Source organism: Dyella sp. ASV21 (genome assembly GCF_016428975.1).
In the GTDB taxonomy this organism is placed as follows: domain Bacteria; phylum Pseudomonadota; class Gammaproteobacteria; order Xanthomonadales; family Rhodanobacteraceae; genus Dyella.
This window is the reverse complement of record NZ_JAELTT010000001.1, coordinates 141,056-165,002: the sequence shown is the minus strand read 5'-3', so window position 1 is coordinate 165,002 and position 23,947 is coordinate 141,056. Positions and strand designations below refer to the sequence as shown.

The window sequence follows — 23,947 nt, the reverse complement described above, 5'->3', positions numbered from 1 at the left end:
ACGTCGCCCGCATCGGAACGTCAGGGGGCCAAGGTGGCGACGCTCATTCCAACCCGTAATAGTTGCCTGCCGCGCATGACCAGCGGCGAGAAGCGCTTGTCCGAGCGCCTGGAGCAGAAGCTCGAGGAAGACTACCTGCTGTGGTACGACGTGCCGATCGGCCCGCGCCAGCGCCACCCCGACTTTATTGTGTTCCACCCGCGCCGCGGCTTGCTGGTGCTGGAGGTGAAGGACTGGAAGCCCGGCACCATCCAGCACGCCGATCGCACCCTGTTCACCCTGCTCACCGGCAACAGCAGCGTCAAGGAGCACAACCCGCTGATGCAGGCGCGCGACTATGCCAGCGAGATCTACAAGGTGCTGGCACAGGACCCCGCGTTGCGCCATCCGCCCGGGCACCCCTACCAAGGCAAACTGTTGATGCCGTGGGGCTATGGCGTGGTGCTCGCCAACATCAGCCGCAAGCAGTTCGATGCCGGCGAGCTGGGCGATGTCATTCCAGCGCACCTGGTGATCTGTCAGGACGAGATGTACGAAACGGTGGAGTCCGAGGCTTTTCAGGAACGGCTGTGGGCCATGTTTCCACAGGTGTTTCCCACCGCGCTCACCCTGCCGCAGATCGACCGCGTACGCTGGCACCTGTTCCCGGAAATTCGCGTGGAGCCCGGCGAAGGCCAATTTGGCCTGTTCCCCGCCCAGGCGCCGAGCACGGCCACCAAAATCGCCATTCCCGACCTCATCAAGGTCATGGATGCCCAGCAGGAGCTGCTCGCGCGCTCGCTGGGTGACGAGCACCGCATCATTCATGGCGTCGCCGGCTCGGGCAAGACCATGATCCTGGGCTTTCGCGCCATGCACCTGGCCCGCGCGCTCTCCAAGCCCATCCTGGTGCTTTGCTACAACAAGACGCTCGCTGCACGGCTGGATCAATTGATGGGCGAGCGCGGCCTGAGCGAGAAGGTGCAGGTCTACAACTTCCACAAGTGGTGCCGCAGCATGCTCACCGCTTACCACGTGCCGCTGCCCGAGGATGGCCCCCATTTCGTGCGCGAGCTGCCCGGTGCCGTGATCGAAGGCGTGGACAAGGGTCAGATTCCGCGCTTCCAGTATGGCGCGGTGTTGATCGACGAGGGTCACGATTTCGAGCCCGAGTGGTACAAGCTGATCGTGCAGATGATCGATCCCAACACCAACTCGCTGCTGGTGTTGTACGACGATGCGCAGAACATCTACGGCGAAGCCAGCCGCAAGAAGCTCAGCTGGAAGAGCCTGGGTGTGCAGGCGCAAGGCCGCACCACCATTCTCAAGCTCAATTATCGCAATACCCTGGAGATTCTTTCGGTGGCCCGCGCGTTCGCCAATGAACTGTTGCTCGAGCGCAGCGAGGATGACGACAGTGTGCCGCTGATCGCCCCGGAGAGCACCGGTCGGCGCGGTGCATTGCCTGAGCTGATCCGCGTGGAGCGCCAGGAAGACCAGCTACCGGCCATCATCCAGCGCCTGCGGGATGAACATGCCGGCGGCCGACGCTACTCGGATATCGCGGTGATCTTCCGCAACAGCTGGGAGGGCGAAAAGCTGCATGAAGCGCTGCAGCGCGCCGGTATCCCAAGCCGACTCGCCGAAGGCAAAGGCAAGAGCACGTTGTTCGTGGTCGATGACACCGTGAAGCTGGTCACCATGCATTCCAGCAAGGGCCTGGAGTTTCCGCTGGTGATCATCCCCGGCCTCGGCTCGCTACCCAAGCCCGGCAAGAACGAGGCGGAAGAAGCACGCCTGCTCTATGTCGCCATGACCCGCGCCACCGAGCGACTGGTGTTGATCCATCACGAGGATTCCATCTTCAGTCAGCGCATCCGCCATTCCATCAACGAGGTGCAGGACCAGCTCCGCGAAGTCGCCTGACGAGTGGCCGCCACGCCCCCTTTGCCGGGTGCGCAAAGCGGCCGATACTCGGGCCAACCATCCTCGGTAGGTAGCCCATGCTCGACCTGCTCGATGCTTCCGCGCTCGCCCCCCAATCGCTGGACTACGCGCTCAGCCTGCCGGCACGCTTTTACACGGACCCGCGCATGGACGCCGTGGACGCGCGAAGCATCTTCGCGCGCAGCTGGCAGCTGGTGTGCCATCAGACGCAGGTGCCCGACAGCGGGGATCACATCGTAACCACCATCGCGGGCCTGCCGCTGTTGGCCGTGCGCGGCGAGGACGGCGTGATCCGCGCCTTCCACAACGTTTGCCGCCACCGCGCCGGCCCCATCGCCAGCTGCGACGGCCGCGGCGCCAAGGCCTTGCGCTGCCGCTACCACGGCTGGACCTACGGCCTGGACGGCGTATTGCGCGGCGCGCCGGAGATGGGGCGCACACCGGATTTTCAACCGTCCGAGATCCGCTTGCCCGAAGTGCGCGTACAGGTATGGCAAGGGCTGGTCTTTGTCGCCATTGGCGAGGCACCGCCGTTTGCCGAGATAGTGGCCGGCATCGATGAACGACTGGGCGCCGAACGCTCCCTCGCCCACTACGCGTTGCATCATCGCGCCAGCTACGACGTGGCCTGCAACTGGAAGGTGTACGTGGACAATTACCTGGAGGGTTACCACGTGCCGCACATTCACCCCGGCCTCGACCGCCTGCTCGATTACCGCAGCTACATCACCGAAACGGCACCGTGGTACTCGTTCCAGTACAGCCCGCTGGAAAGCGCCAGTGATCTCTATGGCAGTGGCGAGGCGCTGTACTACTTCATCCACCCCAACACCATGCTCAATATCCTGCCTGGGCGCCTGCAAACCAATCGCGTGTTGCCGCTGGGCGTAGATCGGTGCCGCGTGGAGTTCGATTTCTACTATCCACCGGACGACAGCGCCCAGGCGCACGTACGTCGCCGCAAGGACGTGGCCTTCAGCGATGAGGTGCAGGACGAAGACGTCACCATCTGCGAAGACGTGCAGCGCGGATTGGCGTCAGGATCCTACGAGGCGGGTCGCCTCAACCCGCTTCGCGAAAACGCCGTGCACCACTTCCATGAACTCGTTCGCCGCGCCTACCGTGAGGCGCTGGGCCAAGCATGAACCTGCGCCTCGCGCCAAGCTGAATGCTTGCACGCAGCCATGCCAGGAATGGGCGCGCCATTGACGGCGTCTTCGCAAAGCGCGCAGTCTGATCGTGTTGCCAAAGGAGAAGCGTCCATGAAGCGATTGCTTTGCATACTGCTGTTGGCACTCGGATTCGCCGGCTCCGCCAGCGCGCAGGGGCTCAACGGCGTCGTGACCTCTTATGTCGATCTGTACGCGGGTCCCGACCCCGGCTACCCGACCATTGCCCAGTTGCCCGCGGGTACCAGCGTGGCCATCCAGGGTTGCACGGAAGGTTGGGGCTGGTGTGATGTCATCACCATGGGTATGCGCGGCTGGGTGGCTGGCACCTTCGTGCAATACACCTACCAGAACCAGCCCGTGATCGTGGCCGACTACGGCCCACGCATCGGTATCCCTATCGTCGCCTTCTCGATCGGCCTGTATTGGGGCAACTACTACCGCGACCGCCCCTTCTTTCGAAATCGAGACTATTGGTATAGCCGTCCATACGTGCCGCGCCCGCCGCCGCGCCCGCCGGGCCATGGCCCGGGCTACCGTCCACCGGGCCCAGGTTATCGGCCGCCGTCGGGCCACCGCCCGCCTTCGCCGCCCAGCCATCGGCCGCCGCCCAACCAAGGCCATCGCCCACCGCCGCAGGGCAACCGGCCACCACCCAGCCAAGGCCATCGCCCGCCCCCGCAGGGCAACCGGCCACCACCCAGCCAAGGCAATCGCCCGCCCCCGCAGGGCAACCGGCCGCCGCCCAGCCAAGGCCATCGCCCGCCGCCGCAGGGCAACCGGCCGCCAAGCAACAACCAGGGCCAACGGCCGCAAACCCGTCCAGCCCCTCGCGATCAGGGCAACCAGGGCAACCACTAAGCAGGGCCACTGGCCTCGCGACGGCACCCGTCGCTACCGCATCCTTCCCTCTACGCGCCGCACCCGGTCAGTTTCTGCCTGACCGGGTCGACGCTGCACGTCACCTCGCCGGTGACGCTCCGCATGAACTTAAGCCATTTACAGGCTTTGCCGGGCGGCAACCGCTGGCATGACTCTTGCCAACCTTCGGGCAGGAAACAAGGGATGTGAACAGCACGCACCCGAGACCTGGGCGCGTGCCAATCGCCAAGCGGACTACCACGCCATGACCTGACCAACGGGTTACCACGTGACTCTTGCCTGGTGCGGCCGCTCGATCTGTGGAACGCAGGCATGAGCATCAACGCACAAGACGTGGCAAGACAACAAAGCCCTGCGCTGGCCATCGCGTTGCCGCGCGCGGCTGCCAATGACAGCAGGCTGCGCCGCTGGCATCACCTTTCCGTGCGCTTCAAGTTCACGCTCACCTTAAGCCTTTCGATCGGCTGGGCCGTCTGTCTTTTCCATTTGACCCAGCATTGGGTGCGCCAACTGGGCGCGCTGGAAGGCAGCTTGCTCGCCCATCTGATGATGGTCGTCATCGCCATCCTGCCGGGCGCCATGAATGCCTTCTTCTTCGTGGGCCTGCTCTTGGATCGCCGGCCACCCCGCTCGCGTTTCGCCGATAGCGACTATCCCGGCGTGACACTGCTGATCGCGGCCTATAACGAAGAGACCTCGATTCTCAGCACGCTGGAAAGCATCGACCGCCAGAGCTATCCAGGTCCGCTGGAGGTGCTGGTGATCAATGACGGTTCCACGGACGACACCATGGGCCGCCTGCGCAGCGTCTCCTATCCGTGGCTGCATGTGATCGACCTGAAGTGCAATGGCGGCAAGGCCAAGGCACTGAACAATGGCCTGCGCCATGCCGCTTATCCCGTCACGGTCACGCTGGACGCCAGTGCCTACCTTTATCGGGACGCACTCCGCCGGCTGGTCGAGCGCTTCATGAGCGATCCGCCCAACACGGCGGCGGTGGCGGGCACGGTGATGGTACGCAACTCGCGCCAGAGCCTGGTCACCCAACTCCAAGAGTGGGATTACTTTCACGGGGTGGCCGCCTCCAAGCGGCTGCAAAGCCTGTTCCAAGGCACCCTGGTGGCGCAAAGCGCGCTCTCGCTGTATCGCACCGACATCCTGCGCGTGGTGGGCGGCTGGCCGGAATGCGCGGGCGAAGACACCGTGCTTACCTGGGCCATCCTGCGCGACGCGCATCGCGTGGGCTATTGCGAGGACGCCATCGCCTTCACCCGCGTGCCGAGCACGCTGGACGCCCTGGTCAATCGCCGCCGCCGCGCCTCGCGCGGCCTGTACGAGGCCTTCAAGGCGCATGGAATCTTGCTGCTGCAACCCCGCATGAGCACGCTGTTCGTATGGTGGAGCTTGCTGCTGCCCACCGTGCAACTTGCCTATACGCTGCTGCTGGTTCCCTGCCTGCTGCTGGCCTGCGCTGGCGTCTGGAGCCTGGCGGCGCCCATCGTGCTGCTCACGCTGCCCGTGGCGCTGCTCGCCAATGGCCTGATGTACCTGATTCAGTCGCGCATGTATCGCGCCCAAGGCCTCACGGTTCGACGCAACCGCCTGGGCCTGCTGCTCTACACCGTGCTCTATGGCCTTGTGCTGCGCCCCGGCGGCGCCATCGGGCATGCGAGCGGCCTGTTGAAACGGTACCGCTCCTGGTAAGCCAGCGCCGGCATCACCACCAAGGCCACCAGCCCGAGCGTTGCAATGCATAGCGATCGGCCGCGCGCTCGAAGGGGTTGCGCGCGCTTACGCCGCCGCACAGCACATACAGCGGCAGAAACAGCGGCCCCAGCAGCATGTACTGGTAAACGTGCGCGCGCTCGTGATCGGCCAGCGAAATGCATGGCTCCACGGCCAGTCCCGCGCGATGCGCATAGGTAAAGCACGGCGACTCCGGATCATCGCCGGTATACAGAATCACGTTGCCCAAGGTCAGCGCCCCACCCACGCCACGCCACGGCATGCGTCGAAACACCAGCGCACAGTCACGGGGCCGCCAAGCCACGCGGGCGCCCCACAGCATGCCGATCGCGCCGGCCAGCAGGCCGATCACACTATTGGGCAAGGTCCAGCAAATCCCTGGTAGCCACCATAGGCGCACGTGGAAACTCCCTTGGTCAGCGCTCCCGTCCTCGGCGGCAAAGCATGCGCCAACTCGCCGGCCTTGTGCGACCACGCCTGCACCACCATCTTGGGAGCCATCGCCAGCCCGCCATGGAGCCCGTCATGTCCGCCCCTCTGAGCGTCCCCTGCCCGCATTGCAGCGCGCTCAATCGCGTCCCCGCCGAGCGCCTTACCGAGCAGCCGCAGTGCGGTCGATGCAAGCTGCCGTTGTTCGATGGAAAGCCGGCCGCGCTGACCACCGCGCAGTTCGACGCGGTAGCGACACGGGGTGATCTTCCCGTCGTGGTGGACTTCTGGGCGCCGTGGTGCGGACCTTGTCGCGGCTTCGCACCGGTGTTTGCCGCTGCCGCACAAAGCCTGGAACCGCAACTGCGTCTGGTGAAGGTGGATACAGAGGCAGAACCTGCGCTGGCGCAGCGCTATGGCATTCGCAGCATTCCAACCTTGCTGGTACTACGCCACGGCAAGGAGATCGCTCGCCAGGCCGGCGCACTCCAACCGGCGCAACTGCGGCAGTTCCTGGCCGGTGTACTGGGCTAGGAACTGCAGGAAAGCATCGAACAGCCGGCCTTGTGCACGGCCCATTCGGGACGCTTCTGCGCAAAACGCTCGCGGCCCGGCTGGTCATCGTAGGGACGACGCATGACGTCCAACAGCTCGGCGATACCCGCGTAATCACCCTGGCTGGCGCGATCGATCGCTTCCTGTGCCAGATAGTTGCGCAGTACGTAGCGGGGATTGGCGGCATGCATGACGCGCCGCCGTTGCTCAGGCGTGGCGCCATCTTCCGCCACTCGCGCGGCGTAGCGCTGCAACCACGCCAGCATGGCCGGCGCCACGCTATCGCGCTCGGTTTGCGAGTAGAACGCGTCATGCAACGGTTGCAGCGAAGGCTCGGCGATATCCACGTCAGCTAGCGCGCGGAAGAACAGCGTCATATCGACATTACCTGCCACCAGCAACGCATGCAGGTCGCGCATCAGGTTCACATCATCGTCGCGGCATTCCGCCAGACCAAGCTTGGCGGCGATGTGAGCGCGATCGGTAGCGGCATACACCGCGGCGTATCGGTCCAAACCTGCTTGCAGCGGTTCCACCCCACGGAACAGCGGCGCCAGGGCCATCGCCAGGCGGCTGAGGTTCCACCACGCCACGTTGGGTTGCTGCCCGAACCGGTAACGCCGACGACCGGCATCGGTGGTGTTGGGCGTCCACTCCGGGTCAAAGTTATCGATCCAGCCATAAGGGCCGTAGTCGATGGTGAGACCAAGGATGGACATGTTGTCGGTGTTCATCACGCCGTGCACAAAACCCACGCGCATCCAGTGCGCCACCATCAGCGCGGTGCGTTCGCACACCTCGGCGAACCACGCGGCGTAAAGCGCCTCACCCTGTCCTTGCAGCCAGGAAAAGTCACGCGCGATGGTGAAATCGACCAACTGCTTCAACAAGCCAAGATCACCACGCGCCGCCGGCAATTCAAGGTTGCCGAAACGGATGAACGAGGGCGCGACGCGACACACGATCGCGCCGGGTTCCGCCTGTGGGTGCCCGTCATAGAACATGTCGCGTACCACGCTGTCGCCCGTGACCACCAGGCTGAGCGCGCGCGTAGTCGGTACACCCAGGTGGTGCATCGCCTCGCTGCACAGAAATTCGCGAATCGATGAGCGCAGCACGGCGCGCCCGTCAGCGCCGCGCGAATACGGCGTACGCCCTGCTCCCTTCAATTGCATTTCCCAGCGCTGTCCCTGCGCGTTGATCACTTCTCCCAGCGACATGGCGCGCCCATCGCCAAGCTGATCGGCCCACGTGCCAAATTGGTGGCCGCCGTAATTGGCCGCATACGGCTGCATACCCTCGAGCAGCGCATTGCCACCCAGCACACTGGCCCAGGCGGGATCGCGCATGTCGGTCGCATCCAGCCCCAAGATACGCGCCACCTCGTCCGACCACGCAACGATGCATGGCGCAGCCACCGGCGTCGGCGCCACAGGCGAATACAGGGCACTCAACACCTGCCTGGGATGGTTGCCCTGCTCAGGATCGGCCGGCAGCTCACGCACGAAAGCGTTGTCAAAGTGCAAGGGACGCATGGGGGAAGTCTGGCTCCATTCGATGACCTGCGTGGCAGCGTCTCGTTCTCTGCATATAGGGACGCATCGTGAGAAAAGCACGCTAACTATTGGAATTTGCGGTCATTCGCGAGAAAAGCCGAAAACCGCGTAATTTCCTTCGTGAAACTTGCGTGTTTATTCAGTGCGCATTGGCATTTGTGTATCGGGCGTGAACCTGTTTAAAGTGTGCTCGACGGCTGCGCAGGGGTAGCCGGGAGTACAACTATGCACATGCTTCTCGCACGTTCCGCGCTGGGTCGCGGAATGCAGCTGGTAGCAGGGATGCTCGCTTTGAAAGATCCGCAGGACGCGGCACAACATGCCACGGCAAATCAGCGCAAGTTCCAACTGGTTTCCTGGCAGCCCGGCGCACATTCGCGCCGGGAAGACGAACTGGCGCGCCGCCGCGAGCCGGACGCGGGCTGATTGCTCGCGCCGCCTCGGGCTGGCGGTTCATTCGAAGATCTGTGCGATCTCGTGAGGCTCCAGCGCACGCCACGCGCCCGGCGCCAAATCGCCCAACCCCAACTGCCCGACCGAAATACGCGTCAGCGTTTCCACGTGGTTGTCCACCGCGGCGAACATGCGGCGCACCTGGTGATAGCGCCCTTCGGTCAGCGTAAGGCGCGCGCGACGCGGCTCCAGCACCTCTAACGACGCAGGCTCCAGCGGGTCGGTTTCCGATTCCAGCATCATCGTACCGCTGGCGAACAAGGCAGCCTCGTCACCACGCAGATCGTTGGCCAGCGTGGCCTCGTACACCTTGGCCACCTTGGCGCGCGGCGAAATGATCCGGTGCAGCAGCGTGCCATCGTCGGTAAACAGCAACAGGCCCGAGGTGTCGCGGTCCAGACGCCCTACCGTGGACAACGCCGGATCGCGGCGGCGATAGCGCGGCGGCAGCAGGTCGTACACCACCCGGCCCTGGTCCTTGCGTGAGCAGGTGGCGCCCAGCGGCTTGTTCATCACCAACACCAGGCCCATCGGCGGATCGAGGGGCTCGTCGTCGATGCGAATGTGTTCGTGCGGCACCTGGTCATCGGCGTACAACACCTCGCCATCGGGATCGGTGATGCGCCCTTCGCGAAACATCAGGGCGACTTCCTTGCGGCTGCCATAGCCAAGATTGCCGATCAGCTTGACCAGTTTCATGCGCGCACTCCGCGTGCTTCGATCACTTTGAATCCTGCCTGTGTAATGACCGTGCGCACCTCGCCAAAGCGTGCGGACAGTGTGGTTTCGTAAGGTAAATGGCGGTTCGCCACCATCCACAACCGGCCGTGCGACGCGAGTGCGTTCGCCGCCGTGTCGATGAAGGCACGCCCGAGTTCGGGTAGATCCGCGCGCCCCTGGTGGAACGGCGGGTTGCTCACGATGGCGTCGTAGCGCTGGCCCAGTCCCTGGGTGACATCGTGCCAATGCAGGGCGACCGTGGCTGTGCGCGCATGCACGCGCAGCGCCTCGTCGAGATTGGCCTGCGCAGGCGCCAATGCGCGCTGCTCGGCCTCGTAGAGATCGATGGCCGTGACACCTGCGCAACGCGCCAGCACCTGCACCGAAAGATACCCATAGCCAGCGCCGAGATCGGCCACGCGGCCCGCCAGGTCATCGGGAAGATGCTCCGCCAGCAGCGCCGAGGCACTGTCCACCCGATCCCAGGCAAACAGGCCGGGACGGCTGACGTAACCGGCCTCATTGCGCCGGGGCGCATCCAGCGCGCTCCATGCGTCGAGCAAACCGCTATCCACGTTCGCGCCGACCTTGGCCCAGAACACGCGGCATTTGTGCTTGGACAAGGACGACGACGCACCCAGCAGGCGCTCGAAATCGGCCTGCCCCGATTTCGCCCCTTCGGCATTGGTCATCGCCGCCAGCACCACGCCGTGGGTGCCCGCGCGATGCACCGCCTGCGCCAGCAGCGCCCGCGCCTCGTCGCGCTGGCGAGGCGGCAGCACCAGCACCCACGGAAAGTGCGAGGTATCGGCCGGGTCGGCCAACGCCAGGCCGCTGCCGCGCAACGCGTCGGCAAAGGGCTTGAAGCTCTGCTCGCACACCCAGCCGGGACGCGCCATTTCGCGCAGGCGAAAGCCATCGCGGGCACGCAGGAACAGCACGCGGCCATCGGCCGGCAACGCCAGGGCACCCGTTTCGAAAGGAACGAACAGGGCCTCCAGCGCGGCGTCATCGGCGGCGGCAGGGAAAGCGGTAGGCATCACGCGGATCGATCCAGGGAGACGGACAACGGCCCGATAGTTTACCGGCCCACTCCGCCAAACGCCTTTATGCGGGTGTCAGCAGCACACGCTCGCTCTCGAAATGGCGTGGCTCGCCGCTGAGCGGGTCGATGAAGCGCAACGCCTTGGCCAGCAATTGCAGGGGATGTGCGTAATCGTCCGGCGCCGCATCGGCCAGATCGGGATAGAACGGATCATGCAGGATCGGCGCCCCCAACCCCGCCAGGTGCACGCGCAGTTGGTGCTTCCTGCCCGTGATGGGCCGCAGAGCGTAACGCCAGTAGTGCGGCAGACGTTCCTCCACGTCGATCCAGGTTTCGCTGTTGGGCTCGCCCGGTTCTTCCACCATGCGAAAGAACGGGTCGCCCGCCACGATGCGCGTGCGCCGCACGTGCGGATACGCCAGCCCAGGCAACGGCGGCGCCCAGGCCTGGTAGCGCTTGTCGATGCGACGCTCACGGAACAGCGCCTGATACGCGCTTCGGCTCGCCGGATGGGCCGAGAACAGCACCAGCCCGGTGGTGTGACGGTCGATACGGTGCAGCGGCACCAATTGGGTATGCCCCAGCGTGCGCGTCAGCCGGGCCAGCAGCGTTTCCTGCACGAAGCCCCCAGCCGGCGTCACCGGCAAAAACGGCGGCTTGTCCACCACCACCAGATGCTCATCGACATGCAGCAAGGTTTCGCGCAGCGGAATCGGCGCCTCGTCCACCACCTCGCGGAAGTAGCGCACATCCAGGCCGACCCGGTACGGCGTATCGGCGGCCAGCGGCTGGCCGTTGCGATCCTGCACGCGGCCACGTGCGAAACGGTCCTCCCACTGCGCCCGCCCGATCTGCGGAAACAGGACACACAAACCCTCCAGCACGGAAGCCCAAGGGCCGGGAGGCAGTTGCACGGTACTGGCGGCGATCGACATACGGCGAGAAGGCTGGCGAACAAGTCCACAGCTTATTACGCCGACGCGGCTGCCATCACCGCGCCCCATGCCGGTCATCGCGATCACCCCATGAGCTTGGCTACACTCGGCAGCGGGACGGGCGCAAGCCCGAGGACATGGCGTCGCCTGTGCGCGGCGCCTGGGACAACTTGGCAGGGGTGGAACATGGATCAGCGGCTCGCCCGCGTTCGACAGAAGCAACAAGCGCCGCGCACGTCCGGGCAACCGGCCCTGCGCTGGCTGGCCTGGCTCGCGCTGCTGGCAGCCCCCGCGCTGAGCGCCGCGACGCTGGACCCTGCCGTGCTGCCGCGCGTGCAGGCGGCCACCTTCGAGGTGGTGATTCCCAAGCCGGTGAATGACCCGCTGACCTACGAAAAGCCGCTGCCGCTGGATCAACTGCCGTTCCAGATGCGCAACGACAAGTACTACTCGGTGGGCACCGCCTTTGCCGTGGGCGACAATCGCTATGTCACCGCCGGCCATGTCATTTCCATCGGCATCGACAGCCTGATGGGCGAACCGGCCATTCGCGACGCCAGCGGGCAGGTCTACGCCATCGACAAGATCACCCGCTTCTCGCTGCAGGAAGATTTCGTCGAGTTCACACTCAAGAACCCGCCCCATATCGCCCCGCTGGAAGCGAACACCCAGCCGGCCATGAACGACGTGGTTTACGCCGTAGGCAACGCACTGGGTACCGGCATCGTGATTCGCGACGGCCTGTACACCTCGCAAACGCCGGAGGAAGAGAACGGCCGCTGGAAGTGGATGCGTTTCTCCGCCGCCGCGTCGCCCGGCAACAGCGGTGGCCCGCTGCTGGACAAGGACGGCAAGGTCATCGGCGTGGTGCTGATGAAATCGCCGGACGAAAACCTCAACTATGCGCTGCCCATCGACATGGTGCTCAAGGCGCCCGCCAACCAGGCCGACGCGGACACGCGCGAGCTGTACCAGTTGGACGTGATCGAGGCCAAATACGCTGGCCGCTTCAAGGCGCAGTTTCCGCTGCCCAAGAGCTTCGCCGACTTCAGCGCTACCTATCAGAAGTTCTACAACGCCAATGCCGACCAGGAACTGCACGCGCTGCTGACAGAGAACGCGGGCAACCTCTTCCCCAATAGCACGGGCGCCAACCGCTTGCTGCACGGCGGCTCCAATCTCAACCCCTTCCCCACCTTGATGCGACGCGCCAACACCGGTATCTGGACCGTGGCCACGCCGTCGGAGAGCAAGGGCAGCCTGGACCGCAACGGCTATGTGGCCAAGGCAGCGGTGGGCAGCCAGGTGATGTTTCACCTGCACAAGCCCGACAACGTAACCGCCAAGCAGCTCTATAACGACCCCAAGCTGTTCATGGATCTGCTGCTCAAGGGCGCGCCGATGCAGCGCACCGTGGGCTCCGAGCAGGTCAAGATCACCTCGCTGGGACAGCCCACCGAACAGCGCCCCTACACCGATCACTACCAGCGCCGCTGGCAGGTGCGGGTATGGCCCATTCCCTACGAAAACTCCAAGATCGTGGCCTTCCTGCTACCGGTGCCCGACGGCTATGCCGCCATGGTGCGCGTGGTACCCGCTCGCCGCGAACACGAGGCGCTGATCGACCTGAGCGCGCTGACCGACTTCGTGTATGTCTCCTATAGCGGCACCTTGGCGCAGTGGAAGGAATTCCTCGGCAACACCGAGCTGCTGCCCGCCGCACTCGCCGACATCGCCATTCGCTTCGACTACGGCAATGACTTCCGCTATCAGTCCAAGCGTCTTGGCTTTGCCTATACGCCGCAGTTGCAGAAGATCGATCAGGACAGCCAGCTGGTGCTTGGCATGTCCTACTTCCAGGACGGCGGCAAGGTCGTATGGGATGTGTCCAACGTGGTGGTGAAATCCAACGTGGATAATGCCGAGCACATCGGCATCAACCGCCATGTGGCGCCATCCGACGATCTGGACGACAGCTACCGCAATCACTGGAACAAGATCGTCCACCGCGATCACCCGGACGACGGTGTGCCGTATAGCGAGAACGACATGACCTATATCGGCACCGTGGGCAGCACCGCCGTCTCCGCCGATACCAAGCCGGCCGTGCTTTACACCGCGTTCTACGGGGTGGATGGACCGCGCCCGGAAGATGCGATGAAGGGTAAGTTGAACCTGCTGACCGAGAAGTTGCAGGTGAACGAGCATTGAGGATGGCGCGCGGGGCGCGAGTGGCGCTCCGCGCGGTTCTTGATGTGGCCGGCGGTGCACCTAGTCCCGCCTCGCCCTACCTCGTCGTTCCTGCGAAAGCGGAAGGGGCTTTTCAGCCGCTGAAGGGTTGGTCAGCTGGTGTCTTTCACTTTTGATCTGGCGTTGTGGCCAGCGTGCTCGCCTGCGGCGGGCTTCCGTCCTCCTGCCGGAGGCCGGGTCACGTTCTCTTGCGTGCCCAAGAGAACGTAACCAAAGAGAAGGGCACCCCCGGTGTGGCGCTTGCTGAGCTATTCGCTCGGCAAGTGCGTGAGGGGCGGCCGGGCTTTTCGACCGGGCTCCTGCCCGGGCGAAAAGGGATCGGCCTCCCTGCCGATCCCCCTGCGGGCCTTTCCGTCCACCCCTCACCGCCACACAGGGGGCCCACCACCCGCCAGGCTCGTGCCGCGAAGCGGCACATCGCACTTCATAGAGCGCATACACAGAACATGCGCATTCGCGGTGTCACGTGACGGGGCAAAAGCCAAGTTCAACTTGTGCAAGTTTGGCTTGGGTTTGCTCCTGCCTTGGCTCCGCTCCGCTTCGGGCGCGACATCGGGGGTGGCCTCTCTTTGGGTGACTTTTCTCTGGCCACTCGGCGAAAAGTGATCCGCTGGCCGGCAGGACAGAGGAAGCCCGCCGCCGGTGAGCCCGATCGCCGCTCGGCATCACAAGAACGACGTACGCTGGACGACCAACCCTTCGGCGGCTGAAAAGCCCCTTCCGCTTTCGCAGGGACGACGACGGAGTTGGGGCGGGTTTGGTGATGCAGGAGAGGATGCGCTCCGCGTTCCGCACGCGCCACTGCGCCGTAGAAACAACCCCCCGTCTCACACCGAAACAACACCCCAAAGCGCAAAGTGCGCCCAGCCACCCTCAAGGAGCCCCGCGTGACGCGATGGCTGGCCGGGATGTGGGCAAGCGCATGCCTCTGCGCAGCGTTCGCCGTATCCACAGTGGCTGCACCCGCCGCTGAGGGCGGCGCGCGCCCTGGCGCTTTCGTGGCGAGGATCGAACTGCAGGGACCCATCGGCCCCGCGGCGGCCGAGTACGTCGACGACAGCCTGCAACGCGCCGCGCGCGATGGCGCCAGTGCGGTCATCGTGCAACTGGACACGCCCGGCGGACTCTCCGACGCCATGCGCCAGATCATCGCCAGCCTGCTCGCTGCCAAACAACCCGTGCTCGGCTACGTGGCCCCCGCGGGCGCACGCGCGGCCTCCGCAGGTACCTACATTCTCTACGCCTGCCCCATCGCCGCGATGGCCCCCGCCACGCATCTGGGCGCGGCCACGCCCGTGCAGGTCGGTGGCGACAATCCGCTGCCCTCCAGCAACGCGCCAGCCCCTTCGGGCAGCACGAATAAACCGGTGGTCGATGCCGAGGCGCTGAAGGTGCTCAACGATGCCGTCGCCTCTCTGCGCTCACTCGCCCAACTCAACGGACGCAACGCGGATTGGGCCGAGCAAGCCATACGCGGCGCGGCCACGCTAACGGCGGAGGAAGCGCTGCAGAAGCATGTGATCGACCTGATCGCTCCCGATACGCGCACGCTCCTGGAAAACACCAACGGACGCCACGTTCGCGTGAATGGTGTCGAGATGGTGCTGCACCTGGGTGGCTTGCCCGTGCGCGATTACCCACCCAACTGGCGCACGCGCTTTCTCGGCATCGTGACGCATCCCACGCTGGCGTACTTGCTGTTGATGGCGGGTATCTATGGGCTGGTGCTCGAAGCGTTTCATCCCGGCGTGCTGCTGCCAGGCGTGGCCGGGGCCATCTGCCTGCTGATCGGCCTTTACGCGCTGCAATTGCTGCCGGTGAATTATGCCGGCCTTGCCTTGATGGTGCTGGGTATTGGGCTGGTGTTGACGGAGGCCTTGGTGCCATCCGTTGGTGCGATCGGGCTGGGTGGCGTGGTCGCCTTTGTGATCGGCTCGATCATGCTGTTCAACACCGGCGTACCCGGTTACGCCGTGAACCTGGGCGTGATCGGCGGCATGGCGTTCGTGGGCGTGGTGGCCTTGGTGCTGCTGCTGCGACTGGTGGCGCGCGCGCGGCGCGCGCGGCCGTTCCAGGGGAACGATCAACTACTGCTCAGCACCGGCGTATTGCTCGAAGCCGTCGATGCGGGCTGCGAAGGTTGGGCGCGCATTGGCGGCGAGCAATGGCGCGTGCGCTGCGAGTCGTCGTTGCCTATCGGTGCGCGGGTGCGCGTGGTGGGGCGCGATGGGATGTTGCTGCGGGTCATATCCGCCTAGCGCGGATCGACGGAGGACGAAAGTATGTTCGGCTTTTTCGGCGTGATCGTGGTGTGGGTGGCGGCGCTGCTGTTCCTGTCGATCAAGGTGCTGCCGGAGTATCAACGCGGCGTGGTGCTCACGCTTGGCCGCTACACCGGCACCAAAGGGCCGGGACTGGTGATCCTGGTGCCGGTGGTGCAGCGCATGATGCGCGTGGATCTGCGCGTAACCGTGATGGACGTGCCACCGCAGGATGTGATCTCGCGCGACAACGTGTCCGTGCGCGTCAACGCGGTGGTGTACTTCCGCGTGATGGAACCGGACAAGGCCATGCTGCAGGTGGCCGACTTTCTACAGGCCACCAGCCAACTGGCGCAGACACGCCTGCGCTCGGTGCTTGGCCAGCACGAGCTGGACGACATCCTCTCCCAGCGCGATTCGATCAATCACAGCCTGCAGCAGATCCTGGACGAAGCCACCGACCCGTGGGGCATCAAGGTGAGCAACGTGGAGATCAAGGACGTGGACCTCAACGAGAACATGGTGCGCGCCATTGCCCGCCAGGCCGAGGCCGAACGCGAGCGCCGCGCCAAGGTCATCCATGCCGAAGGCGAGCTGCAGGCGGCCGAGAAGTTGCGCGATGCCGCCGCGTTGCTGGCGCAGCAGCCGCAAGCATTGCAGCTGCGCTACCTGCAAACCCTCGCCGACATGTCCAGCAACGGCAAGGCCTCCACCATCGTCTTCCCGCTGCCGCTGGATCTGGTCAAGCCGTTGCTGGACCGGCTCAGCGGCTAAGCCCACGGGCGCCGGGCGGCTTGGCGATACAATGCCCGGCCTTTCGCCAGCGCGCCCGCCATGCAAGCCACGCCCTCCCACGTCAGTGTCGCCATCATCGGCGGCGGCCCCGCCGGCCTGATCGCCGCCGAAACGGCGCGTGCGGCGGGCCTGGAAGTGGATGTGTTCGAAGCCAAGGGCTCGGTGGGCCGCAAGTTCCTCATTGCCGGCAAGGGCGGCATGAACCTCACCCACGGCGAACCCAAGCCGGCCTTTGTGCAGCGCTACGGCAAGCGTGCCGCCGAGGTGGGCGCGTGGCTGGAGGCATTCGATGCCGACGCCCTGCGCGCCTGGGCACGCGAATTGGGCGTGGAGACCTTTGTCGGCAGTTCCGGCCGCGTCTTTCCCAGCGATCTCAAGGCCGCTCCGTTGTTGCGCGGCTGGGTACGCCGCCTGCGCGACAGCGGCGTGCGTTTCCACGTGCACCATCGCTGGCTGGGCTGGCATGAGGATGGCAGCCTGCGCCTGGATACCCCCGAAGGCGAACGCGCCATCCGCGCGGACGCCACCGTGCTGGCCTTGGGCGGGGCGAGCTGGCCGGAGCTGGGGTCGGACGGCGCCTGGCAACCGTGGCTGAGCCAGCGCGGGGTGGACGTGACACCGCTGGTGCCCGCCAACTGCGGTTTCGACATCGGCTGGAGCGAGCACCTGTCCAGCCGTTTCGCCGGCTCCCCGCTCAAGCCGGTGGCCATCCACCTGCACGACGCGGCCGGCGGCGAGCACGCGCGCCAGGGCGAATGCGTCATCACCGCCGCCGGCATCGAAGGCAGCCTGATCTATGCCTTTTCCGGCGAATTGCGCGATGCCATCGCCGCGCATGGCAGCACCACCATCCACCTGGACCTGGCCCCCGACCGCAGTCTGCAGCGACTGCGCACCGACCTGGCCAAGCCGCGCGGCAGCCGCTCCATGAGCGAGCACCTGCGCCGCCAGACCGGCCTTGCCGGCGTCAAGGCGGGCTTGCTGCACGAGGTGCTGGACCACACCCAGTTCCACGACGCCGACACCCTGGCCCGCACCATCAAGCAACTGCCGCTGACCCTGCGGCGTGCGCGCCCCATCCAAGAGGCCATCAGCAGCGGCGGCGGCGTGCGCCTGGAAGCACTCGACCAGCAGCTGATGCTTGGCGCCCTGCCCGGGGTGTTTTGTGCCGGCGAAATGCTGGACTGGGAAGCCCCCACCGGTGGCTACCTGCTCACCGCCTGCTTCGCCAGTGGACGCCGTGCAGGGCACGGGGCAGTTCAATGGATCAAGGGCTTGCAGCATCAGGCGACCGTTTGAGCAGGGCTTCGCAGGCGCTTGAAGACAGCCTTTATGTTTTAGCTCCCGCGCCGATACAGAAGCGAAGCGGCAGCGGGCTACGAGGGAGCACACAGCGCAATGATGGGGATCTGGGGGCGGCTATTCGCACGTGAACGCGCGTCCGACGAGCCGGCCGCGCGCCCGCTGGCGGACGCCTCGGCCACGCCGCCGGTGGCGCTCATGCCCGAGGAACAACCGCATGCCGCTCTCGCCGGGGATGAACTGGAGGAGTGCTTCTACCGGTTCGTGCTCAATCAACTGGTGAGCACCAGCGGCAACACCAACCCCAGCCGCGAGCAGGCCCTGCTGCACCGCCTGCACGAGCTGTGCGATGACGATCGCTTCGACGTGCGCAGCCTGCCCCGCATGCCCGCCGTGCTGCCGCAACTGATGCGCGCCATGCGCAACGACGACCTTAGCGGCGCCCAGCTTGCCGACCTCATCAAGCGCGACCCGGTGCTGGTAGGCGAAGTCATGCGCGTCACCGGCAGCGTTACCTATCGCACCGCCCACCCGGTGGGCAGCCTGCAGCACGCGGTGGTGCTGCTCGGCCAGATCGGCCTGCGTCACGTGGTGTCGTCCTACGCGATGAAGCCCATCCTGATGGCGAGCGCCGGCGCCAGCGGCCAGATGGTGGGCCAGCGCCTGTGGGATCACGCCGAACGCTGCGCACACGCGGCGGTGTTCCTCAGCAAGGGCCAATGCGACCCGTTCGAGGCGTATCTGGCCGGCCTGGTCGGCTACGCCGGCCTGGGCGCGGTGGCGCGGGTGCTGGACAAGGAGCTGGACGGCGGCCCGCCGGCCAGCTCGCCGGCCTTTATCGCCGGCTGCGCCGCACTGGCCTCCCACATTACCCTGCAAGCGGGCCTTTACTGGGAACTGCCGGCCAACGTGCTCGACGCGCTCGCCGAACTCACCACGCTGGACCAGCGCGGCATTTCCCTGCCGCTGAGCCGCGTGCTGCATGCCGCCCAGCGACTGGCCATGTACCAATTGCTGGTCGAGCAAGGCCTGGTGGAAGCCGACACCGGCTACGCCGACGATCCGCTGGCGCAGCTTCCATCGCAATTGCTGGCACGCTGCCAGCAAGACCTGCAACAGAACTTCACGCCAAGTTGAGTTTCGCCGTTAGGCGGCCATCAGCCGCTGGCGCACCTCGGCCACGATGGCGAACGAGCGGCATCGCGCTTCATGCTCGAACACATTGGCGGTCACCATCAGCTCGTCCGGGCGATGACGCGCCACAAAGGCTTCGATGCCCTCTTGCACGGTCCGCGCGTCGCCGATGACGGCACACGCCAGCGCGCGCTCCACGCCGAACTTTTCGGTGGGCGTCCAGTAATCCTCGATAGTGTCGATGGGCGGCGGGATCAATCCGGGGCGGCCACGGCGCAGATTGATAAAGCTCTGCTGCTGCGTGGTGAACAGGCGCTTGGCCTCCGCATCGCTGCCCGCGGCGACGACGTTGATGCCAAGCATGGCGTACGGCGCCTGCAGGCGCTGTGATGGCCGGAAATCGCGCCGATACAGCGCCAGCGCCTCGTCCATCGCATCCGGTGCAAAGTGCGAGGCGAACGCGAACGGCAAGCCCATCGCCGCAGCCAGTCGCGCGCTGAACAAGCTGGAACCCAGCAGCCACACCGGCACCTCGATACCCGCGCCTGGCACGGCGCGCACCGCCTGTGTCGGCGTGGCCGGTTCGAAATAGGACAGCAGCTCGGCGACATCCTGCGGAAACTGCTCGGCGCTATCGAAATAGCGGCGCAATGCGCGCGCGGTCGGATGATCGGTGCCGGGCGCGCGACCCAGGCCCAGGTCGATGCGACCCGGATACAGCGACGCCAGCGTGCCGAACTGCTCGGCCACCTGCAGCGGAGCATGGTTGGGCAGCATGATGCCGCCCGCGCCCACGCGGATGGTGGACGTGCCACCGGCCACATAGCCGATCAGCACTGCCGTGGCCGCGCTGGCGATACCCGGCATGTTGTGATGCTCGGCCAGCCAGTAGCGCGTATAGCCGAGCGTTTCGGCGCGACGCGCCAGATCCAGCGTGTTGGCGAAGGCTTCGCTGGCGTGGCTGCCTTCGGTGACGGGCGCCAGATCGAGTACGGAAAACGGAACCATGAGGGCTTCCTCGACGGGGAAGCCCTTCATGTGGGGACGCCGCCGGCAAATGCCAGCCCCGCCGAGGGCCGATTCAGCCCTCTAGCGTTGGCGTGCCCAGTGCGAACGAGGCCCGCGCGATACGGCCCTCGACCACCTCGTACACGCAGAGCATTTCCATGCGTCCGTTGCCTTCGGGGAAGTTGCGCGTCACTTCTTCCAGGTCCACCACCACCGCGCCCATCACCGTGCGGCTCAACAAGCGCGCATGCAGGTTCGGCTCGGCGAAGCGCGCCAGCATGCGCTGGCGCAACTGCGCATGCCCCTTGGCCAGACGATCGCCGTGCAACACATATTGCTCGGCGTCGGGGGCGTAAGTGGCGAGCAAGGCATCGATGTCCTTGCGGTTGTAGGCCTCCAGCTGACGCTGGATGACGGCGGCGGGATCGTCGGTCAACGGCGCGGGCATGCCCATCGATCAGCGCATGATGCCGGTGTGACCCAGCGAGTAGCGGCCCGGCTGCGGCCACACCGCCAGACCGTGCGGCTCCTGGCCCACCTTGATGATGCGCACCTGGCCGCTGGCGGTATCGAACGCATACACCACATCGTCGAAACGACCCGAAAGCCACAGCGTCTTGCCATCCGCGCTCACGTTGCCCATGTCCGGGCTGCCACCGCCGGGAATCGGCCAGTTGGCCACCACCTTCTGCGTGGCGAAATCGATCACCGACACACTGCCCTTGCCACCCCGCGGACCATGCACTTTGTTGGAGCCGCGATTGGCGACATACAACTTGCTGCCGTCCCGGCTGGGATACAGGCCATGCGTGCCCACGCCGGTCTTGATAAAGCCCACCTGCGTGAAGCTGGCGCCATCCACCAGGTACACGCCATCGGCCATCATGTCCGCCACGTAGAAGGTCTTGCCTTCCGGCGACACGCGGATGTCCTGCGGCATGCCTTTCTTGGAGAGATCGAGGTAGCCGAGCACCTTGCGGCTGAGCATGTCGATCTTCACCAGCTTGCCGGTGAATTCGCAGGTAAAGATCACGTAGCTGCCGTCGATGGCGAAGTCGGCGTGGTTGATGCCCTTGCACTCCGGCGCCTGCACGCTGGACTGCAGCGCCATGGTGTGCGCATCGCGGAAATCCAGGCGCGCGTGCGCTTCGGCCACCACGATGGCCTGCTTGCCATCCGGGGTGAAATACATGTTGTAGGGGTCATCCACCGGCACGGCCTTGCCCGGCTTGCCGGTGCGCGGATCGATCGGCGTAAGGCTGCCGGTGTCCTTGCGCTCGGCGTTGTTGGTCACCCACAGCGTGCGCAGATCCCACGATGGCACCACGTGCTGCGGACCCTCGCCGACCTTGAACTTGTCCACCACCTTGTAGGTGGTCGGGTCGATCACATACACGTCGTTGGAGCGCAGGTTCGGCACATAGATGCGCTGAAGATCGTCCTTCACCGCCGGGCTGAGCTTGTTCAGTCCCGCCTCGCTGTACATGTTGGCCGGGTTGGTCACCGGCGGCATGCCGGGCACCGTGGTCACGGTGGACGCGGCCATGGCGGCCCCAGCAAGGCCCAGTGCACCCAAGGCGAACGGTGCCAGGCGGAACAGACGGGAAAAACGCGGGGAATGCGTGTTGGCCATAAGCAATCAACAAGTCCGTGGAGATTGAAGGTCCACCCCGAAGGGCATCAATGCGCCTGTGTGTCTTTCCTCAGGGCATCGACGGTATGTACCACAATAGCATCGATGCCGATTTGACCCAGGTCGGCCGAGGCCCGGCGCGGGTCGCCACCGTAGACACCATCGGCCGGCCCGAGCCGGGGACCCTTCTGCAGTTGCTCCAGGCGCACCATTTGTGGTGCCACGGCCAGTTGCAGCGAGGTATCGGCCAGGCCCGCATGCGTGCCGATTTCATCGTCGCGGAAGCCGCGCTGGCGCAACTGTGCGGCATAGCCATCCGAGGAACTGGCGTAGTACTCCGGCGGCACGATGGCCGTGGCCTTGCCGCCCCAGGCCTTGTTGAGCCGAGCCGCCACGCGCTCCAGATCTTTCTGGTAACCGCCGTGATCGCCCAGGAACACCACATGGCGAAAGCCGTGCACGGCAAAGCTCTGCGCGGCGGACTCCAGCATCTGCTCGAACACTGCATCGGGCATCGTGATGGTGCCGGGGAAGCGCATGTGCGATGACGGCGGCGCATAGCCCCCCTCGGGCACATAGGCCACCACGGGTGCCACCAGCGCGTTGCCGAGGCGCTCAGCGATCTTCTGCGACAGGTAGGCGGCGCGGGCGTTGTGCTTGCCCACCGCGATGCCCGGGCCACTCTGTTCCGTGCCGCCGATGGGAATGATGATGGTGGTTTTGCCGGCTTGCACCTGATCGCGGACTTCCGTCCAGGTAAGGTTTTCGAGCAGCACGGTGTGCGGCGTCTGCGCTGCCGCGAGCGTGCTGGTGGCAAGCAGCGCGGCCAGGGCCAGCGCGCGCAAAGTGGCATGAGGCATGGGGCGACATCCTGATGGCATTCCAAGGAGCGATGGCGCGGGCGACATCGCCGCCATGCTCCGCTCTGAGTGGCATAGCTTGCCGTATCCGCGCGCAGGCGACGAGGGGCTGCGCTGTCGCGCTACACGGTGCCTTCATGCAGGGCGTGGTTTGTTGCGCGGAATCGTTCACCGCCCCTGCCGGATCGCCGCCATGAGCCGCCGCCCCTACCTTGCCCTTGTCGCCCTGTCCGCCGCGTTGACGGCTTCATTGGCCGCATCGGTCGGCTACGCCTGCACACGCACGCTCTACGTGGGCGACGACAACACCGTCATCACGGGCCGCAATATGGATTGGGCCGAGGATATGCAGTCCAACCTCTGGGTGTTTCCCGCCGGCATCAAGCGCGACGGCCAAGCCGGCCCTCACTCGCCGCATTGGACGTCACGCTATGGCAGCCTCATCACGGCCGGTTACGACATCGGCAGCACCGATGGCATGAACGAAAAGGGGCTGGTGATCAATGCGCTCTATCTGGCCGAAACGGATTACGGCAAACCCGATCCCCAGCGCCCGCACGTGTCGATCAGCCTGTGGGGCCAATACGTGCTGGACAATTTCGCCACGGTCGACGAGGCGGTGAAGGTACTGGCCAAGGAGCCGTTCCAGATCATTGCGCCGCCCTTGCCCAACGGAAAGCCACTGACGCTGCACTTGTCGATGTCCGACGCCAGTGGCGACTCGGCCATTCTCGAATACGTCGACGGCAAGCTGGTGATCCATCACGGCCGGCAATACAAGGTGATGACCAACTCGCCGATCTACGAGGAGCAGCTGGCCATCAACGAGTATTGGAAGACCATCGGCGGGCTTACCTTTCTGCCGGGCACCAACCGTGCCGCCGATCGCTTTGCGCGCGCCTCGTTCCTGCTCGACGCCGTGCCCAAGAAGCTGGCGCCCAACTACATCGTGGGCGTGCCGCAGCAGTCCTACGCCTATCAGGCGGTTGCCGAGGTCATGAGCGTGCAGCGTGCGGTGAGCGTGCCGCTAGGCATTACCACGCCAGGGCAACCCAATATTTCATCGACCATATGGCGCACGGTGTCCGACCAGAAAAACCTGGTCTATTACTTTGATTCCGCGACGCGGCCCAACACCTTCTGGGTGAACCTGCACCAGCTCGACTTCAAGCCGGGAGCACCGGTGAAAAAACTCACCCTGGCGCATGGCGAGGTTTATAGCGGAGAGGTATCGGCGCAATTCGTCGATACGCCCTCGTTCCAGTTCATGCCGGCGCCCGCGCCCTAG

Annotated in this window: 21 protein-coding genes; 12 read left to right on the top strand and 9 right to left on the bottom strand. The window is 65.4% G+C overall.

Annotated elements, in window-relative coordinates:
- Positions 1–33: 33 nt before the first annotated feature.
- From JHD67_RS00800 to JHD67_RS00785, 4 genes are all read left to right on the top strand, one after another.
- Positions 34–1,905, top strand: coding sequence for a 3'-5' exonuclease (locus tag JHD67_RS00800; RefSeq protein WP_343214276.1), 1,872 nt, complete (start codon positions 34–36; stop codon positions 1,903–1,905).
- A gap of 77 nt (positions 1,906–1,982) precedes the next feature.
- Positions 1,983–3,071, top strand: a complete 1,089-nt coding sequence (locus tag JHD67_RS00795) for an aromatic ring-hydroxylating dioxygenase subunit alpha (protein ID WP_199096348.1) — start codon at positions 1,983–1,985, stop codon at positions 3,069–3,071.
- 117 nt (positions 3,072–3,188) lie between these two features.
- Positions 3,189–3,956, top strand: a complete 768-nt coding sequence (locus JHD67_RS00790) for an SH3 domain-containing protein (protein WP_199096347.1) — start codon at positions 3,189–3,191, stop codon at positions 3,954–3,956.
- A gap of 333 nt (positions 3,957–4,289) precedes the next feature.
- A complete protein-coding gene (locus JHD67_RS00785; protein WP_199096346.1) occupies positions 4,290–5,681 on the top strand; it encodes a glycosyltransferase family 2 protein in 1,392 nt (463 codons plus the stop codon).
- A 13-nt stretch (positions 5,682–5,694) separates the two neighbouring features.
- Here JHD67_RS00785 and JHD67_RS00780 read toward each other — a convergent pair whose 3' ends face one another.
- A complete protein-coding gene (locus JHD67_RS00780; protein WP_233171552.1) occupies positions 5,695–6,045 on the bottom strand; it encodes a hypothetical protein in 351 nt (116 codons plus the stop codon).
- A gap of 203 nt (positions 6,046–6,248) precedes the next feature.
- On the opposite strand from JHD67_RS00780, the gene trxC reads away from it, so the two are divergent.
- Positions 6,249–6,686, top strand: a complete 438-nt coding sequence (gene trxC / locus JHD67_RS00775) for a thioredoxin TrxC (RefSeq protein WP_199096344.1) — start codon at positions 6,249–6,251, stop codon at positions 6,684–6,686.
- Here the strand turns inward: trxC and JHD67_RS00770 are convergent.
- Positions 6,683–8,242, bottom strand: a complete 1,560-nt coding sequence (locus JHD67_RS00770; RefSeq protein ID WP_199096343.1) for a YdiU family protein — start codon at positions 8,240–8,242, stop codon at positions 6,683–6,685. The two genes, trxC and JHD67_RS00770, sit on opposite strands and share 4 nt — an antisense overlap.
- A 246-nt stretch (positions 8,243–8,488) precedes the next feature.
- On the opposite strand from JHD67_RS00770, the gene JHD67_RS00765 reads away from it, so the two are divergent.
- Positions 8,489–8,689 (top strand): hypothetical protein, encoded by a 201-nt coding sequence (locus JHD67_RS00765; protein ID WP_199096341.1) that lies wholly within the window; start codon positions 8,489–8,491, stop codon positions 8,687–8,689.
- A gap of 27 nt (positions 8,690–8,716) precedes the next feature.
- Here the strand turns inward: JHD67_RS00765 and JHD67_RS00760 are convergent, their stop codons facing one another.
- The 3 genes from JHD67_RS00760 to JHD67_RS00750 form a co-directional block, all read right to left on the bottom strand.
- Entirely contained in the window at positions 8,717–9,415 is a 699-nt protein-coding gene (locus JHD67_RS00760; protein ID WP_199096339.1) for a 16S rRNA pseudouridine(516) synthase, read from the bottom strand.
- Positions 9,412–10,476, bottom strand: a complete 1,065-nt coding sequence (locus tag JHD67_RS00755; RefSeq protein ID WP_199096391.1) for a methyltransferase — start codon at positions 10,474–10,476, stop codon at positions 9,412–9,414. Before JHD67_RS00755 ends, JHD67_RS00760 begins: the two co-directional genes overlap by 4 nt.
- A gap of 67 nt (positions 10,477–10,543) precedes the next feature.
- On the bottom strand, positions 10,544–11,416 hold the full coding sequence (locus JHD67_RS00750; RefSeq protein WP_199096337.1) for a pseudouridine synthase: 873 nt from the start codon (positions 11,414–11,416) through the stop codon (positions 10,544–10,546).
- A gap of 186 nt (positions 11,417–11,602) precedes the next feature.
- On the opposite strand from JHD67_RS00750, the gene JHD67_RS00745 reads away from it, so the two are divergent.
- The 5 genes from JHD67_RS00745 to JHD67_RS00725 all read left to right on the top strand — a co-directional run bounded on the left by JHD67_RS00745 (position 11,603) and on the right by JHD67_RS00725 (position 19,161).
- Complete coding sequence (locus JHD67_RS00745) at positions 11,603–13,627, top strand: serine protease (RefSeq protein WP_199096335.1); 2,025 nt, start codon at positions 11,603–11,605, stop codon at positions 13,625–13,627.
- A 926-nt stretch (positions 13,628–14,553) separates the two neighbouring features.
- Positions 14,554–15,924, top strand: a complete 1,371-nt coding sequence (locus tag JHD67_RS00740) for a nodulation protein NfeD (protein WP_343214275.1) — start codon at positions 14,554–14,556, stop codon at positions 15,922–15,924.
- A 24-nt stretch (positions 15,925–15,948) separates the two neighbouring features.
- A complete protein-coding gene (locus JHD67_RS00735; protein WP_199096333.1) occupies positions 15,949–16,701 on the top strand; it encodes a slipin family protein in 753 nt (250 codons plus the stop codon).
- Between the two features lie 60 nt (positions 16,702–16,761).
- Positions 16,762–18,021, top strand: a complete 1,260-nt coding sequence (locus JHD67_RS00730; RefSeq protein WP_199096331.1) for a TIGR03862 family flavoprotein — start codon at positions 16,762–16,764, stop codon at positions 18,019–18,021.
- Positions 18,022–18,120: 99 nt separating this feature from the next.
- Positions 18,121–19,161, top strand: a complete 1,041-nt coding sequence (locus tag JHD67_RS00725; protein WP_199096329.1) for an HDOD domain-containing protein — start codon at positions 18,121–18,123, stop codon at positions 19,159–19,161.
- Positions 19,162–19,170: 9 nt separating this feature from the next.
- Here the strand turns inward: JHD67_RS00725 and JHD67_RS00720 are convergent, their stop codons facing one another.
- The 4 genes from JHD67_RS00720 to JHD67_RS00705 all read right to left on the bottom strand — a co-directional run bounded on the left by JHD67_RS00720 (position 19,171) and on the right by JHD67_RS00705 (position 22,659).
- Positions 19,171–20,166 (bottom strand): LLM class flavin-dependent oxidoreductase, encoded by a 996-nt coding sequence (locus JHD67_RS00720; protein ID WP_199096327.1) that lies wholly within the window; start codon positions 20,164–20,166, stop codon positions 19,171–19,173.
- A gap of 73 nt (positions 20,167–20,239) precedes the next feature.
- The gene (locus JHD67_RS00715) at positions 20,240–20,614 is read right to left on the bottom strand and encodes a nuclear transport factor 2 family protein (RefSeq protein WP_199096325.1); all 375 of its coding nucleotides are present in this window, start codon (positions 20,612–20,614) and stop codon (positions 20,240–20,242) included.
- 9 nt (positions 20,615–20,623) lie between these two features.
- Positions 20,624–21,799 carry a YncE family protein gene (locus JHD67_RS00710; RefSeq protein ID WP_199096323.1) on the bottom strand — a complete coding sequence of 392 codons (1,176 nt, stop codon included), beginning with the start codon at positions 21,797–21,799 and terminating at the stop codon, positions 20,624–20,626.
- A 47-nt stretch (positions 21,800–21,846) separates the two neighbouring features.
- Positions 21,847–22,659 (bottom strand): creatininase family protein, encoded by an 813-nt coding sequence (locus JHD67_RS00705; protein ID WP_199096321.1) that lies wholly within the window; start codon positions 22,657–22,659, stop codon positions 21,847–21,849.
- Between the two features lie 193 nt (positions 22,660–22,852).
- Between JHD67_RS00705 and JHD67_RS00700 the strand changes: the two genes are divergently transcribed.
- Positions 22,853–23,947 carry a linear amide C-N hydrolase gene (locus tag JHD67_RS00700; RefSeq protein WP_199096319.1) on the top strand — a complete coding sequence of 365 codons (1,095 nt, stop codon included), beginning with the start codon at positions 22,853–22,855 and terminating at the stop codon, positions 23,945–23,947.

Bases quoted from the DNA above. Each gene is read 5' to 3' on its own strand.
- JHD67_RS00735 (WP_199096333.1), top strand. From the start codon at position 15,949: ATGTTCGGCTTTTTCGGCGTGATCGTGGTGTGGGTGGCGGCGCTGCTG.
- JHD67_RS00780 (WP_233171552.1), bottom strand. From the start codon at position 6,045: ATGCTGTGGGGCGCCCGCGTGGCTTGGCGGCCCCGTGACTGTGCGCTG.
- JHD67_RS00720 (WP_199096327.1), bottom strand. From the start codon at position 20,166: ATGGTTCCGTTTTCCGTACTCGATCTGGCGCCCGTCACCGAAGGCAGC.
- JHD67_RS00790 (WP_199096347.1), top strand. From the start codon at position 3,189: ATGAAGCGATTGCTTTGCATACTGCTGTTGGCACTCGGATTCGCCGGC.
- JHD67_RS00725 (WP_199096329.1), top strand. From the start codon at position 18,121: ATGATGGGGATCTGGGGGCGGCTATTCGCACGTGAACGCGCGTCCGAC.
- JHD67_RS00705 (WP_199096321.1), bottom strand. From the start codon at position 22,659: ATGCCTCATGCCACTTTGCGCGCGCTGGCCCTGGCCGCGCTGCTTGCC.
- JHD67_RS00745 (WP_199096335.1), top strand. From the start codon at position 11,603: ATGGATCAGCGGCTCGCCCGCGTTCGACAGAAGCAACAAGCGCCGCGC.
- JHD67_RS00700 (WP_199096319.1), top strand. From the start codon at position 22,853: ATGAGCCGCCGCCCCTACCTTGCCCTTGTCGCCCTGTCCGCCGCGTTG.
- JHD67_RS00750 (WP_199096337.1), bottom strand. From the start codon at position 11,416: ATGTCGATCGCCGCCAGTACCGTGCAACTGCCTCCCGGCCCTTGGGCT.
- JHD67_RS00760 (WP_199096339.1), bottom strand. From the start codon at position 9,415: ATGAAACTGGTCAAGCTGATCGGCAATCTTGGCTATGGCAGCCGCAAG.
- JHD67_RS00710 (WP_199096323.1), bottom strand. From the start codon at position 21,799: ATGGCCAACACGCATTCCCCGCGTTTTTCCCGTCTGTTCCGCCTGGCA.
- JHD67_RS00755 (WP_199096391.1), bottom strand. From the start codon at position 10,476: ATGCCTACCGCTTTCCCTGCCGCCGCCGATGACGCCGCGCTGGAGGCC.
- JHD67_RS00795 (WP_199096348.1), top strand. From the start codon at position 1,983: ATGCTCGACCTGCTCGATGCTTCCGCGCTCGCCCCCCAATCGCTGGAC.
- JHD67_RS00770 (WP_199096343.1), bottom strand. From the start codon at position 8,242: ATGCGTCCCTTGCACTTTGACAACGCTTTCGTGCGTGAGCTGCCGGCC.
- JHD67_RS00715 (WP_199096325.1), bottom strand. From the start codon at position 20,614: ATGCCCGCGCCGTTGACCGACGATCCCGCCGCCGTCATCCAGCGTCAG.
- JHD67_RS00765 (WP_199096341.1), top strand. From the start codon at position 8,489: ATGCACATGCTTCTCGCACGTTCCGCGCTGGGTCGCGGAATGCAGCTG.
- JHD67_RS00785 (WP_199096346.1), top strand. From the start codon at position 4,290: ATGAGCATCAACGCACAAGACGTGGCAAGACAACAAAGCCCTGCGCTG.
- trxC (WP_199096344.1), top strand. From the start codon at position 6,249: ATGTCCGCCCCTCTGAGCGTCCCCTGCCCGCATTGCAGCGCGCTCAAT.
- JHD67_RS00730 (WP_199096331.1), top strand. From the start codon at position 16,762: ATGCAAGCCACGCCCTCCCACGTCAGTGTCGCCATCATCGGCGGCGGC.